This is a genomic window from Streptomyces sp. ADI95-16, from assembly GCF_003721495.1.
Classification (GTDB): Bacteria; Actinomycetota; Actinomycetes; order Streptomycetales; family Streptomycetaceae; genus Streptomyces; species Streptomyces goshikiensis.
This window is the reverse complement of sequence record NZ_CP033581.1, coordinates 3,145,152-3,159,096: the sequence shown is the minus strand read 5'-3', so window position 1 is coordinate 3,159,096 and position 13,945 is coordinate 3,145,152. Positions and strand designations below refer to the sequence as shown.

Sequence of the window (13,945 nt, the reverse complement as noted above, 5' to 3'; positions counted from 1 at the left end):
CCGCTTCGCACGAGATGGGGCACACCGCGCTGCGGGTGCTGACGCTGGAGGCGGGTCAGACGTACGCGCACGCGTGCGGTGAGCGGGAGTGGATCGTCCTCCCGCTGGCCGGCGCGTGCGCGGTCCGCCGCGCGGAGCCGTCGGAGGTCTTCGAACTGCGGGGGCGGGAGAGCGTGTTCAGCGCGGTCAGCGACTTCGCCTACCTGCCCCGGGACGCGCAAGCCGAGATCACCTCCGCCGCAGGAGGGCGGTTCGCACTGGTCGGAGCCCGGTGCGAGCGGCGGCTGACCGCCCGGTACGGGGCGGCGGCGGACGTGTCCGTGGAGCTGCGCGGGGCCGGCCGGTGCTCGCGCCAGGTCAACAACTTCGCGGCCGCCGACGCCTTCGACTGCGACCGCCTCATCGCCGTCGAGGTGCTCACCCCCGGCGGCAACTGGTCCTCGTACCCGCCCCACAAGCACGACGAGGACCACCCCGGCGTGGAGTCCCGGCTGGAGGAGATCTACTACTTCGAGATCGCCCCCCACGGGGACACACCCGGCCTGGGCTACCAGCGTGTCACCCCTTCCCCGGCGGGGAAGACCGACATCCTCGCGGAGGTGAGGAGCGGGGACGCGGTGCTGATTCCGGACGGCTGGCACGGGCCGTCCATCGCCGCGCCCGGGCACGACATGTACTACCTCAATGTGATGGCCGGGCCGCCGGGCCCGCCCCGGGAGTGGCTGATCCGCGATCACCCCGACCACGGCTGGATCCGGGGCACCTGGGCCGCTCAGGACGTCGATCCCCGGCTCCCCTTCTACCGGGCGGAGGACCAGAACCGATGAGGCTCACCGTCGCGCAGGCCCTCGTCCGCTTCCTCGCGCGCCAGTACACCGAGCGGGACGGCCACCGCCACCGGCTCATCGCCGCCACCTGGGGGATCTTCGGCCACGGCAACGTCGCCGGCATCGGCCAGGCGCTCCTGGAGACCGGCCACGAGGAGATGCCGTTCCTCCAGGGCCGCAACGAGCAGGCCATGGTGCACGCCGCCGTCGGGTTCGCCCGCCAGAGCGGCCGGCTGTCCGCGCACGCCGTCACCACCTCCATCGGCCCCGGGGCGACGAACCTCGTGACCGGGGCGGCCCTCGCCACCATCAACCGGATCCCGGTGCTCCTGCTGCCCGGGGACAGCTTCGCCACACGGCCGGCCGATCCGGTGCTCCAGCAGCTGGAAGTCCCCTACGCGGGCGACGTCTCCGTCAACGACACCCTGCGGCCCGTCTCCCGCTTCTTCGACCGCGTCATGCGGCCCGAGGCCCTGATCCCGGCCGCCCTCCAGGCCGTGCGGGTGCTCACCGACCCGGTGCAGACCGGCGCCGTCACGCTCGCGCTGCCGCAGGACGTGCAGGCCGAGGCGTGGGAGTGGCCCGAGGAGTTCTTCCGCGAGCGGGTGTGGGGCGTACGCAGGCCCCGGCCCGACGAGGTCGAGCTCGCCGACGCCGCCGAGGCGGTACGGGGCTCCGCGCGGCCCCTGCTGATCGCGGGCGGCGGGATCCGGCACAGCGGGGCACAGGCCGCCCTGGCGGAGTTCGCCGAGGCCACCGGGATCCCCGTGGCCACCACCCAGGCGGGCAAGGGGGCCCTGCCGTACGACCATCCCGCCGAGGTGGGCGGGGTCGGGCACACGGGGACCGGGACCGCCGACGGGCTGGCGCGGGAGGCCGACCTGGTGATCGCCGCCGGGACCCGGCTGACGGACTTCACCACCGCCTCCGCGACGCTGTTCCAGAACCCGGCCGTCCGGTTCCTCGGGCTGAACCTCGACCCGTTCGACGCCCACAAACTCGCCGCCCGGCCCCTCGTGAGCGACGCGCGCGAAGGACTGGAGGGGCTCCGCCGGGCGGTTTCCGGGTACCACGTGGACACCGCGTACGAGTCGACGTACAAAGAAAGGAAACGGCTCTGGGAGGAGCGCGTCGACCGTGCCTACGCCGCCTCCGGCGAGGACGACGCCCCGACCCAGGCCCAGGTGCTCGGGCTGCTCGACGCGCTCGTCGACGACGGCGACATCCTGATCAACGCCGCCGGATCCCTCCCCGGCGACCTGCACAAGCTCTGGCGGGCCCGGTCCGCCGACCAGTACCACGTGGAGTACGGGTACTCCTGCATGGGCTACGAGATCCCCGCCGCCATCGGGGTGTCGCTGGCCGCGCCCGGGCGCCCGGTGTGGGCCCTGGTCGGCGACGGGACGTACCTGATGAACCCGACCGAGATCGTCACCGCCGTGCAAGAGGGCATTCCGATCAAGCTGGTCATCCTCGACAACCACGGCTACGCCTCGATCGGAGGCCTCTCCGGGGCGGTGGGCGGCGAGGGCTTCGGGACGGCGTACCGCTTCCGGGCGGTGGACGGTGTGTACAGCGGGGCGCCGCTGCCCGTGGACCTCGCGGCCAACGCCGCCTCCCTCGGGATGGCCGTCATCCGCACCCGCACCATCGGTGACCTGCGCAAAGCCCTCGCCGAGGCGCGAGCTGCGGACCGTCCCACATGTGTCTACGCACAGACCCGAACACCCGACACAGTGTCGGGCCCACCTCCGGCACAGGCGTGGTGGGATGTTCCCGTGGCCGAGACCGCGACCCGTGCGGCGGCGGCCCTGGCCCGCGAAGAGTACGACCGGCAAGCCGCGCAGCGACGTCGCCATCTGTGAAGGAGCAAGGCATGAAGACCGTCAACCACTGGATCGGTGGCAAGACCGTCGAGGGCGCGTCGGGCAACTACGGCCCGGTCACCGACCCCGCGACCGGCGAGGTCACCACGCAGGTCGCCCTCGCCTCGGCCGCCGAGGTCGACGCGGCGGTACAGGTGGCGAAGGAGGCCTTCCAGACCTGGGGCCAGTCCTCGCTCGCCGCCCGCACCAAGGTGCTGTTCGCCTACCGCGCCCTGCTGGACGCCAACCGTGACGCGATCGCCGAGCTGATCACCGCCGAACACGGCAAGGTGCACTCGGACGCGCTGGGCGAGGTCGCGCGCGGCCTGGAGATCGTCGAGCTGGCCTGTGGGATCACCACGCAGCTCAAGGGCGAGCTCTCCACGTCCGTCTCGAACCGCGTGGACGTCTCCTCGATCCGCCAGCCCCTCGGCGTGGTCGCCGGCATCACCCCGTTCAACTTCCCGGCGATGGTCCCGATGTGGATGTTCCCGCTGGCCGTGGCCTGCGGAAACACCTTCATCCTCAAGCCGAGCGAGAAGGACCCGTCGGCCTCCAACAAGCTGGCCGAGCTGATGAGCGAGGCCGGTCTGCCCGACGGCGTGCTGAACGTGGTGCACGGCGACAAGGAGGCCGTCGACGCGCTGCTCGCGCACCCCGGCATCGCGGCCGTGTCCTTCGTCGGCTCCACCCCGATCGCCCGCCACATCCACACCACCGCCTCCGCCAACGGCAAGCGCGTCCAGGCACTGGGCGGCGCCAAGAACCACATGCTGGTGCTGCCGGACGCCGACCTGGACGCGGCCGCCGACGCGGCGGTCTCGGCCGCCTACGGCTCGGCCGGTGAGCGCTGCATGGCGATCTCCGCCGTCGTCGCCGTCGGCTCGATCGGTGACGCGCTGGTCGAGAAGATCCGCGAGCGCGCCGAGAAGATCAAGATCGGCCCCGGCAACGACCCGGCCTCCGAGATGGGCCCGCTGATCACCGCCGCCCACCGCGACAAGGTCGCCTCGTACGTCACGGGCGCGGCCGCCCAGGGCGCCGACGTCGTCCTCGACGGCACCGGCTACACGGTCGAGGGCAACGAGAACGGCCACTGGATCGGCCTGTCGCTGCTGGACAACGTCAAGACCGACTCCGACGCCTACCGTGACGAGATCTTCGGCCCGGTGCTGTGCGTGCTGCGCGCCGAGACCTACGAGGAGGGCGTGGCGCTCATCAACGCCTCGCCGTTCGGCAACGGCACCGCGATCTTCACGCGGGACGGCGGCGCGGCCCGCCGCTTCCAGCTGGAGATCGAGGCGGGCATGGTCGGCGTCAACGTGCCGATCCCGGTGCCGGTGGGCTACCACTCCTTCGGTGGCTGGAAGGACTCGCTCTTCGGCGACCACCACATCTACGGGAACGACGGCATCCACTTCTACACCCGTGGCAAGGTCGTCACGACCCGCTGGCCGGACCCGTCGGACGCCCCGGCGGGCGTGGACCTCGGATTCCCGCGCAACCACTGACGGATCGGCCGGTTCCGGCCCTCCGTACCGGGGCCTCTCGTACCCGGGCCGCTTGTACCCGGGCCCCTCGTCCTGGCCCTTCGTACCCGGGCCGCTCTTCCCGGGCCCCTCGCCCTCCGCGTCTCTCACGCGGGGGGCGAGTCCCGTTGCCCCCGCCGGTCAGCGGACGCCGGCCAAGTCCGCTGCGGGCTCCGCCCGTTCCCCGGGGGCGGGGCGCCGCCGCCGCAGCACCAGGAAGGCGATCCCGGCGCCCGCCAGCAGCAGCACGGTGCCCGCGGCCGGCCACGGCACCGCGGTGAAGGTGGTCCCGGATTCCGCGGCCAGATCCGGGTAGGCCGCCGCCCCCGCCGCGACCTTGACGCTCACCCGGTCCAACTGCGGCGCGTCCGGCCAGGGTTCCGTCAGGTCGATGCGCTGGCCGGGCAGCAGCACCAGCTTCAGATCCCGCGCCGGCCGGTCCAGCACCTCGCGCCCGAACAATCCCTCGGCGGACACCGTCACCTTCGGCTCGACCACCGCATTGCCCAGGTTGACCAGGGTGTACGAGACGGTGGCCCGGGCGTCCTTGACCCACGGCACCACCGGCGCGCTACGGCTGACCCGGACGTTCTCCACGCTCAGCCCGGGCGTCAGCGGCCCCGGCACCCGGAAGTACAGCCGGGCGCCGACCTGGCGCCTGACCCCGACCTGGACCTTGCCGTCCTTCTGGACGCCCTCCACCGCGGTGTTGACGGCGACGATCCCGCCCACGTGGTCGCCCGGGGTCGCGTCCTCGGGGACCTTCACCGTGAAGGGGATGTCCTTGCGGCCCTTGGGCGGCACCGTGACCGTGGTCGCGGCCTCCGGGGCCAGCGAGATCCAGGTGCCGACGTCCTTGGGCTTCGTCTCGACGGGGAACAGCGCGAACGCGCCGCCCGCCCGGGTGTTCGTGGCATCGGTCGCGAAGACGCGGAACGTCATCTCCCGGTCGGAGGAGTTCAGGATCGTCGCGCTGTCGCCGACGGTGGTCCCGGCGGCGCCCTGGTGGAAGAAGTACGCGCGGTCCGTCATCGCCGCCCCGGCCGGGGGCGTCGGGAAGACCCCCCAGGTGCCGTTGTCCGCCGCCGTCGCGGCGGCGGCCTGGAGCAGCCCCGAACCCAGGAGGAAGAAGCCGAGGAGCAGACCGTACAGGGAGGTGCGGGTGCGCATGGGCGGGGTCTCCAGACGGGACGGGCAGGTGCCGGGCGGAAAGCGGGAGGTGGTGCGGCGCCCGGGCACCGCACCACCTTGGAGCCGTGCCGGACCGGTCAGGCGATCGAGAAGGTGACGACCGTCTGGTAGGTGTCGGCGAACATGAACGGCGGGAGCTGGATCATCCCCGCGCCGCCGACGGCGAACTCACCACCGGTCAGCTCGTCCCCGCCGGCGGCCTGGGAGGCCACCTTCATCGGGGTGTCGGAGATCGCGCCGGGCGTGCCCGCGGTGCAGGTGCTCGGGCTGTCCGGGTTGGTCACCGTGCAGGACGGCTGGATGCCGATCTGCGCCTTCGCCATCGAGTGGCCGGTCGTCTGGTTCAGGAACGGCGTCCGCGTCGCCGTCACGTCCCAGCCCAGCGAACCGCCGCGGAAGTCCTGGACGGTCGCGGCGTTGAACACGCCGACCACCGACTGCGCCTTGCCGTTGATGGTGACCGAGCCGAAACTGACGGCCGGCTGGCCGTCCTTGGGGCCGAGGGCCAGCGGTCCGGGCAGGACCTCGACGTCGACCGGGTTCTTCACGCCCGCCTGGTCCTCCAGGAACACGAAGGACTTGTACGGGGTGATCGAGCCGTCGATCTTGATCGCGTCGGCCTTCTTGGTCACCGTGACGGTGCAGGTGGCGGCGCCGGAGGCGTCCGCCGAGCCCGTGCCGGTGTCACCGGTGGCCGCACCGGCGAGCAGTGCGGAACAGGTGACCGCGCCGGCGGGGAAGTTGGCGCCGGTGGCGACGACGGAGGTGCCCGCCTTGCCGCTGTTGGGCGTCAGCCTGGTGGTGACCGGGTCCTTGGGCAGGGCCGCGACGGCGATCGAGCCGAGCGCGGCGCTGGGGCGCGGCTTCGGCGTGCAGACGGTGCTGAACACCGTGCCGCCGAGGTCGGCGTCCGTCACGATCTGGTCGAGCTTGACGTCGATCGTCAGGCCCTCGGTGCCGTCCGGGACCTTGATGGTGCCGGTGACCGGGCCCGGGTCGAGGGGCACGCCCGGGGTGACGGTGACTGTCTCGGGAGCTCCGGTGACCGTCTGCGCGGCGCCGCCCACGAGCAGGGCGACCTTGGTGGTGTTCTTGGTGGTCACCGCGAACTGGGGGATCAGCGGGCTGGCGCCCGGGTCGATCGTGATCGGGACGACGTCCCCGGCCTTCGCGCCGTCCGGGAGGGTCACCGTGAAGTTCTGATTGCCCGAACCGTCGGGCTGCGGCGCCGGCGCGTCGCACTCCACGAACACCGCTGTGGTCTTGGTCGCGGCCTGCGCCGTCCCCGTCAAGCCCACGAGGCCACCCGTCAGGGCCAGGGACAACGCGCCCGCCCCGGCCAGAATTCTTCGTCGGAACGTTGTACTCACTGGGTCGCGACTCCTTCGTCAGACGAACCCCTCCCCCCACCCGCTGTGTGGGGGAGGTCGAGCCGGTGCGGTGGCCGACATTGACGCGTCGCCGTGATGAGAAGTCAATGACTTGTTTTCGGGTGAAGGGCACAGAAATTGATGTGCCATCAGACCGGGTCTGATGGCGCATCGGATACCGACCGGTTGGTGAGCCCTACGCGGGGGCGCCGCCGGGCACGTGCAGCAGCAGGTTCGGGGTGCCGGCCGGGAGGCCGCTGACATGATCCGGCAGGGCGGAGCGCACCAGGACCTCGGCCACCTGCGCCGGGCTCTTCGCCGCGCCACTCGCGAGGATCAGCGCGGCGACGCCCGTCACGTGCGGGGCCGCCATGGACGTCCCCGTCGCCCGGGCGAGGGCGGTGGGGGAGCCCTTCCAGGCCGAGGTCACCGCCACACCGGGCGCCGAGAGGTCCACGCAGGGGCCGTAGTCGGAGAACGGGGCCCGCCGGTCCCCGGCGTCGGTCGCGCCCACCGTGAGGACCTGCGGGACGCGGGCCGGCGACCCGGCGCAGGCGTTGGAGCCTTCGTTCCCGGCGGCCACCGTGAAGGTGATCCCGGCGCGCACCGCCCGCTTCACCGCCGAGTCCAGGGCGAAGCTGGGGGTCCCGCCCATGCTCATGTTCGCCACGGCCGGGGTGCCGGGGGCCTTGGCGGCGTCCTTCACCATCCATTCGAGGCCCTTCAGGATCCCCGACAGGCGCCCGGAGCCCCGGCAGTCGGCCACCTTCACCGAGATCAGTGAGACCCCCTTCGCCACCCCGTACGTGGCGCCGCCGACGGTCCCCGCGACGTGCGTGCCGTGGCCGCTGCAGTCGGCCGAGCCTTCGAGGAACACCGCGTTGTAGCCGGCCCGGGCGCGCCCGCCGAACTCCTGGTGGAGGGTGTTGATCCCGGTGTCCACGATGTACGCGGTGACCCCCTGCGCCTTCGTCGGGTACGCGTAGGCGCCGTCGAGCGGGAGTTCGCGCTGATCGATCCGGTCCAGTGGCCAGGGCGCGGACGTCTGGGTCTGGGTGTCGCTCGTACGGAACTCCGCGTCCGGCTCCACCGAAGCCACCCGGGGGTCCGCCGCGAGGGCGGCGGCGCGGGCGGCCGTGGTGCGTACGGCGAACCCGTCGAGGACGGTGTCGTAGACGGCCCCGACCTGATCGCCCGTCTTCGCCGCCTCGGCGGCGAGGGCCCGGAGCGGGGCCCGGGGGCCGGCCTCCTTGAGGACGACGACGTACGGGGCGACGGCGGCGCCGGAATCGGCTGCGGCGGTGGCGGGCGGCGGCAGGACGGTGGCCGCCGTGAGCAGGGCGGCGGCCGGGAGCAGCGCGGTGAATGCGGTCATGCGGCCGATGCTCGGCGAGGCACGGCGCGGGCGCGCGGAGGGTGCGCCGAGTGGGCGCACGACACGCCGACGGGGGAGTTACCTCGGGTTCGGCGGCTGACCGGGCCGCTCCGGGGTGACGACCCAGCCGCGCATGGCGAAGACGCCCTCGTCCTCGGCTCCGGAGGAGGCGTAGGTGGCGAGGGCGGCCTCGTTGTCGGTGTCCACGCCGACCCACATGCCGTAACAGCCGCGCGCCCGGGCCTCGTCGGCGAGGGCCAGGGTCAGGGCGCGGCCGATGCCCCGGCGGCGGTAGCCCTCGTCCACGGAGAGCTCGTACAGGCACATCTCCGTGCCCTTGTCGGGGTGGGTCATCTCGACCCCGGAGACCATCCCGGCGGGGATGTCGTCGACGTAGGCGATGAGCATCAGGTGTCCCGGCGTGGCCAGGAAGCGCTCGGACCAGTCCAGCCGGGCGGGGCCGTCGAAGAGCCCCTCGGCGGCCTGGAATTCGGCGACGGTACGGGCGGGGCGGATGTCCATGGCCGTCACGATAATGGCCGGGCGACGAGCCGCGACCGTGATTCCACCCGGCGTGGCGAGCCGGCCGCGCCACCCGTGCCGCCCCCGGCGGGCGCTTGGGACGCCGGGGGCGGGGCCAACCGGCGGTGGGTTCGGCTCAGTGCCGGACTGCGAGGGCGAGGGCGGCGGCGTAGCCCGGCGGGGACGCGAGATCCCGCAGCAGCCACCCCGGCACCTGCGCCGGAGCCGGGCCCGCCCCGATGTACGGGTCGGCCAGCCCGAGGGCCAGGCCGGCGCCCGTCCCCTTGAGGTACGCCTCCTTGCGCGACCACACCCGCGCCAGCGCCACCCGCCGCTCCTCCCCGGGCAGGGCGGCCAGCTCTGCCGTCTCCGCCGGGTGCAGCGAGGTCATCACATCCGCCACCGCCGCCGCGTCCGGGACGGCCTCGACATCGATCCCGACCGTGACCGCCGCGAACGCGAAGTACGCCAGGTCGCCGCTGTGCGACAGCGAGAAGTGGAGCCCGCCCCCGACGACCGCCGGGCGGCCGTGCGGAGCACCGCAGCACGGGCAGTCCTCCCGCGTCAGCGCGACCTCCTCCGGCGCCAGCCCCAGGTAGCCCCCGAGCAGCACCCGCAGCCCGAGGTGCGAGGCGAGGTACCGCTGGCGGTCGCCGGGCCGCACCAGCCGACCGGCCCGCTCCCGCTCGGCCGCGTCCAGCACCGGCAGCGCGTCGTCGAGCCGGAACCCGCCGACCGCGGCCAGCGTGGTGTCCAGGGACCACACTGCCACCTCCACGCCTGCGGGAGGCGCGCCGATCAGGGGTGTGGCGCCGCTGAGTTGGTTCACGTACTCGGTCACCCGACGAGGGTAGACGAGGCGGTTGACGTGCGGGTTACCGTTGATCCTTTCTGCTTTCCACCGCACGCGACCAGGGGGGACGACGATCGTGCGCAGTGCCGCCGTGACATCCGGAGGCGACCGGATCCGCTGGGCCGAACTGCCCGGGGCGGAGCCCGCCCGCGTATACCTGCACGGGCTGGGCTCGACCTCGCCCGCCTACTTCGCGGCGAGCGCCACGCACCCGCTGCTGGCGGGCCGGCGTTCGCTGCTGGTCGACCTGCTGGGGCACGGGCACAGCGACCGGCCCGAGGAGTTCTCGTACACCCTGGAGGCGCACGCGGACGCCCTCGCGCAGGCGCTCCACGCCGCCGGCGCGGGCGGTACGGACGGCGCCGAGGTCATCGCCCACAGCATGGGCGGCGCGGTGGCCATCGTGCTGGCCGCCCGGCACCCCCGGCTGGTCTCCCGCCTGGTGCTGGTGGACGCCAACCTGGACCCGGCGCCCCCCGTCCCCACCGCCGGCAGCAGCCGGATCGCCTCCTACACCGAGGAGGAGTTCCTCGCCGGCGGCTGGGCCGAGGTCCGCGACCGGGTCGGCGCGCACTGGTGGTCGACCATGCGACTGGCCGACCGCACCGCCCTGCACCGCACCGCGGTCCACCTCGCCGCAGGCACCACGCCCACCATGCGGGAGCTGCTGCTGGAGCTGAAGATCCCGCGCACGTACCTGGTGCCGGCGGAGGACGGGCCGCTCGCCGGGGCCGAGGAGCTGGAGGCGGCCGGGGTCGCCGTCGTCTCCGTCCCGGACTGCGGGCACAACATCATGCTGGACAACCCCGAGGCCTTCGCCCGGGCCGCGGCGGCCGCCCTGGCCCCGGCCTAACGGGGCGCGGCGGCAGAGGCCGTGGTCCGGGCGGGTATCCGGGAGCCGGGCGAGGGAGTCCCATCGGTCCAGGCGTAGACGTGCTTGCCGCGCACCGAGACCTGGTACTGGTGGAAGTCCCGGCACTCGGGCCGCTCCTCGGCCCGGGTGTCCCGCGGCCACCACTTCGCCGCGAGTTCCGTCCCGTCGAGCCGCTTCGGGTTCCCGGCGGCGCACTGCGGGCCGTCCAGCGGGGTCTTGCCCAGGGTGAACCGGATCAGCCGGGCCTCTCCGCTGGTGCGCGCCCGTATGCGTACGTCAGTGGCGTCCTTCGGTATCCACGACGGCAGCGCGAACGCGGTCCCGCCACGCGACGGCGCCTCGGCGGCGGTGGCGAACCGCTTCTGCCGCTCCTTGAAAACACGGTCGTTGACGGCATCGGTGACCGGATTGGACGGAAGGTTGGGCAGAGCGAAGGCCGCGGTGGCGAGGGCTCCCACGGTGGCTGCGGCGACGACGAGCGGGCGACGGCGGTTCATGGGACAAGTGTTCGCGGTGGACCGCCTGTCGCGCGTCCCTCCGCAGGACGAACCGAAGCTCTGCCGGAGGTAGCACACGACGTCATACCTGAGTCCAGGGTCGTCCTACCTGAGTACCGGGTTGACCGCGGGCCGTACTCCGTTCCGGCGGTGCAGCCGGGAAAACACCCCGGCCGCGGCGGCCGCCGGTATCCCTTCTCCGAGAGTGATCCCCCACCGCCGCCCGGGAGTCCGGGCGGCGGACCGCCAACTCCCGGAGGATTCCCGTGAGCCGCAGCCCCGCGCCCGGCCTGTCCGCGCCCGGCCTGTCCACATCCGTACGCCCCGCATCCGTACGCCCCGCATCCGTGCTGTCCGCATCCGCGTTGCTCGCTTCCGCCATGGCCGCCGTCCTGGCCGTGGCCGTCCCCGCCTCCGCCGCCTCCGCCGTCCCCGCCGACAAGCCCCAGGTGCTCGGCCGCTGGACGCAGACCAGCGCGGCGAGCCACAACGCGTGGCTGGCGGCGCGCGGCAGCCAAAGCCATTGGGTCACGTACGGGTTCGACTGGTCGACCGACTACTGCACCACGTCCCCGGACAACCCGCTCGGTTTCCCCTTCCGGGCCTCCTGCGCCCGCCACGACTTCGGCTACCGCAACTACAAGGCCGCCGGCTCCTTCTCCGCCAACAAGTCCCGTCTGGACGACGCCTTCTACGCGGACCTCAAGCGGGTCTGCGCCCGGTACGCGGGCGCGAGGAGGACCTCCTGCGCGGGCACCGCCTGGACCTACTACCAGGCGGTCAAGACCCTCGGCATCGCAGCCAAAGGCGCCCCGGGAAAAGCCCCGAAGGAAGCTCCCAAGAGCACCCCGAGAACGCTCTGAAGGGTGCCCCGGCACCCGCCTGACCGGCGACCCGGCGGCGACCCGGTACCCCCGCCCCCAGCGCTTACGCCGCCGCTACCACCCGCTCGCTAGGGTGCCGCTGGCCTGCGCGGAAGCACGAAAGCCCTCCGCTGAGGGAGGGCTCCGGTCGATGGAGAAAATGTGCCCCCGGCAGGACTCGAACCTGCGGCCAAGTGCTTAGAAGGCACCTGCTCTATCCACTGAGCTACGGGGGCCGGTAGGTGGCCGTGGTGGTGGCCTGGAGCCCCGGGTGGGGTGGGGCTGTGGTCCGTGCCGGGTCAAGGATAGGGCTCCGGCTGCCTTGTCCCGGTTGCTTCACCCGCGTGCCACGATGTGGAGGTTCGGTGAAGCGGTCCCGATAATCGCAGGCAGGTGCGATTCTCGCATCGCTTTTGCGCCGTGGCGCCCCGGGTGTTGTGCACTCGTTATGCCTGCGCCCCACTCGTCCTCCGTGTCCATCATGTCCTGCCGGAGTGGCGCCCGGCGCGCAGGGGGCGTATAAGCTTCAAAAATGGCCCCAAATTGGGCATTCTTCGCATGTGGTGACCTTGGATGTTCGGCCTCAGCTGCTCGATGCCCTGTCCGCCCTGCGCGACCGGGTCGCGTCCGTGCGTCTGCCGCTGCCCCTGCCCGGCGCTCCGCGCGCCCGCCAGACCAGAGCCGAGCTGCTCGCGCAGCTCGACGACTACCTCGTACCCCGGCTCAAGGCGCCCGAGGCGCCGCTGCTCGCCGTAGTCGGCGGGTCGACCGGGGCCGGCAAATCAACCCTCGTCAACTCCCTCGTCGGACGGCAGGTCAGCGAGGCGGGGGTGCTGCGCCCGACCACGCGCACCCCGGTGCTCGTCTGCCATCCGGATGATCATCACTGGTTCGCGGGGATGCGCGTCCTGCCCGATCTGATGCGGGTCTGGGCTCCGCAGGAGGAGGACGATCCCCTTCCACCCCCACAGCGCCACACCCCCCACGGGAACACGCACGCCACCCGCGAGCTGCGGATCGAGACCGTCTCGACCCTGCCCCGCGGGCTCGCCGTCCTCGACGCCCCCGACATCGACTCCCTCGTCGTCGAGAACCGGACCCTCGCCGCCGAACTCATCTGCGCCGCCGACGTCTGGGTCATGGTCACCACCGCCTCCCGCTACGCCGATGCCATCCCCTGGCACCTGCTGCGCACCGCGAAGCAGTACAAGGCCGCCCTCGTCATCGTCCTCGACCGGGTCCCGCACCAGGTGCTCGCCGAGGTCTCGCGCCAGTACGGAGCGCTGCTCAACCGGGCCGGGCTGGGAGAGGTACCGCGGTTCACGGTGCCCGAACTGCCCGAATCGGCCGGCGGCGGCGGGCTGCTGCCGGCCAGCGCCGTCGCACCGCTGTCCGCCTGGCTCACCCACCACGCGAAGGACCCGGCCGCCCGCCAGTACGCCGTCGGGCGCACCGCCCTGGGCGCGCTGGACTCCCTCAAGCGGCGGATGCCGGAGCTCGCCTCCGCCGTCGCCGCCCAGCACGCCGCCGCCGTACGGCTGACCTCGGCCGTCGAGGACGCGTACAAGAGGGAGGGCAAACGGGTCCGCAGCCGGCTCGACAACGGCGCCGTCCTCGCCGGGGACGCGCTGACCCGGTGGCGCGGCTACCCGCTCGACACCACCGCCGACGAACTGCTCGACTCCCTCGCGGAATCCCTCGCCGCGCTCCTCCAGTGCGCCGTGGCCGCCGCCGACGAGCGGATCGCCGAGGCCTGGCGGCGCGAACCGGCCTCCGCCGCGGTGCCCCTGCCCGGCCCCGACCGCGAAGCGGGGGAACGCATCGGCATGGCCGTACGGCGCTGGCGGCGCGTCCTGGAGGAACTCGCCGAGGAGGAGGTCGCGAAGCTCGACCGACAGCCCGCGCCCGACCCCGACGCGGTCGCCGCCCTCCTCGTCGCCGCCCTCCTCGGCGGCAAGCGCGCCCGTCCCGCCGGAGAGAAACTCGCCGAGCGGATCGGCGTACAAGCCGCCGTACGGCTGCGCGACCGGGGCGGGGAACTCGTCGGAGACCACCTCGACCAGGTGCTGCGCGCCGAGCGGGACCGCCGTCTGGCCCCCCTGGAAGCGCTCGAAGTGACTCCGGAACCACAGGCCGAGCTGATCGCCGCGCTGTCCGTACTGCAGAAGGAGAGGTGACG

The 13,945-nt window shown here is 73.1% G+C and carries 12 protein-coding genes and 1 tRNA gene; 6 read left to right on the top strand and 7 right to left on the bottom strand.

Annotation, left to right across the window (positions count from 1 at the left end):
• Window positions 1-14: 14 nt before the first annotated feature.
• The 3 genes from iolB to EES41_RS13790 are packed head-to-tail and all read left to right on the top strand — an operon-like array spanning window position 15 to window position 4,203.
• Window positions 15-827, top strand: coding sequence for a 5-deoxy-glucuronate isomerase (gene iolB / locus EES41_RS13800; protein WP_254211756.1), 813 nt, complete (start codon window positions 15-17; stop codon window positions 825-827).
• Window positions 824-2,692 (top strand): 3D-(3,5/4)-trihydroxycyclohexane-1,2-dione acylhydrolase (decyclizing), encoded by a 1,869-nt coding sequence (gene iolD / locus EES41_RS13795; RefSeq protein ID WP_123078440.1) that lies wholly within the window; start codon window positions 824-826, stop codon window positions 2,690-2,692. Before iolB ends, iolD begins: the two co-directional genes overlap by 4 nt.
• An 11-nt stretch (window positions 2,693-2,703) precedes the next feature.
• A complete protein-coding gene (locus EES41_RS13790) occupies window positions 2,704-4,203 on the top strand; it encodes a CoA-acylating methylmalonate-semialdehyde dehydrogenase (RefSeq protein ID WP_123078438.1) in 1,500 nt (499 codons plus the stop codon).
• 159 nt (window positions 4,204-4,362) lie between these two features.
• On the opposite strand, the gene EES41_RS13785 is transcribed toward EES41_RS13790, so the two are convergent.
• The 5 genes from EES41_RS13785 to EES41_RS13765 all read right to left on the bottom strand — a co-directional run bounded on the left by EES41_RS13785 (window position 4,363) and on the right by EES41_RS13765 (window position 9,520).
• A complete protein-coding gene (locus EES41_RS13785; RefSeq protein ID WP_164495829.1) occupies window positions 4,363-5,391 on the bottom strand; it encodes a DUF916 domain-containing protein in 1,029 nt (342 codons plus the stop codon).
• Window positions 5,392-5,489: 98 nt separating this feature from the next.
• The gene (locus tag EES41_RS13780; protein WP_123078436.1) at window positions 5,490-6,782 is read right to left on the bottom strand and encodes a hypothetical protein; all 1,293 of its coding nucleotides are present in this window, start codon (window positions 6,780-6,782) and stop codon (window positions 5,490-5,492) included.
• Window positions 6,783-6,978: 196 nt separating this feature from the next.
• Window positions 6,979-8,157 (bottom strand): S8 family peptidase, encoded by a 1,179-nt coding sequence (locus EES41_RS13775; protein ID WP_254211431.1) that lies wholly within the window; start codon window positions 8,155-8,157, stop codon window positions 6,979-6,981.
• Window positions 8,158-8,235: 78 nt separating this feature from the next.
• Window positions 8,236-8,679 carry a GNAT family N-acetyltransferase gene (locus tag EES41_RS13770; RefSeq protein WP_008741628.1) on the bottom strand — a complete coding sequence of 148 codons (444 nt, stop codon included), beginning with the start codon at window positions 8,677-8,679 and terminating at the stop codon, window positions 8,236-8,238.
• Between the two features lie 136 nt (window positions 8,680-8,815).
• On the bottom strand, window positions 8,816-9,520 hold the full coding sequence (locus EES41_RS13765; RefSeq protein ID WP_254211430.1) for a 4'-phosphopantetheinyl transferase superfamily protein: 705 nt from the start codon (window positions 9,518-9,520) through the stop codon (window positions 8,816-8,818).
• Window positions 9,521-9,608: 88 nt separating this feature from the next.
• Here EES41_RS13765 and EES41_RS13760 point away from each other — a divergent pair, with 88 nt between their 5' ends.
• Window positions 9,609-10,385, top strand: coding sequence for an alpha/beta fold hydrolase (locus tag EES41_RS13760; RefSeq protein WP_123078429.1), 777 nt, complete (start codon window positions 9,609-9,611; stop codon window positions 10,383-10,385).
• Here the strand turns inward: EES41_RS13760 and EES41_RS13755 are convergent.
• Window positions 10,382-10,903 carry a hypothetical protein gene (locus EES41_RS13755; RefSeq protein ID WP_123078427.1) on the bottom strand — a complete coding sequence of 174 codons (522 nt, stop codon included), beginning with the start codon at window positions 10,901-10,903 and terminating at the stop codon, window positions 10,382-10,384. The two genes, EES41_RS13760 and EES41_RS13755, sit on opposite strands and share 4 nt — an antisense overlap.
• Before the next feature lie 380 nt (window positions 10,904-11,283).
• Here EES41_RS13755 and EES41_RS13750 point away from each other — a divergent pair, with 380 nt between their 5' ends.
• Window positions 11,284-11,766, top strand: a complete 483-nt coding sequence (locus tag EES41_RS13750) for a phospholipase (protein ID WP_123082435.1) — start codon at window positions 11,284-11,286, stop codon at window positions 11,764-11,766.
• A 163-nt stretch (window positions 11,767-11,929) separates the two neighbouring features.
• On the opposite strand, the gene EES41_RS13745 is transcribed toward EES41_RS13750, so the two are convergent.
• Window positions 11,930-12,002, bottom strand: a tRNA-Arg gene (locus EES41_RS13745).
• Window positions 12,003-12,335: 333 nt separating this feature from the next.
• Between EES41_RS13745 and EES41_RS13740 the strand changes: the two genes are divergently transcribed.
• Window positions 12,336-13,943: a dynamin family protein gene (locus EES41_RS13740; protein ID WP_174261685.1), complete on the top strand. Its 1,608-nt coding sequence runs from the start codon at window positions 12,336-12,338 to the stop codon at window positions 13,941-13,943.
• The last annotated feature ends 2 nt before the right edge of the window (window positions 13,944-13,945 follow it).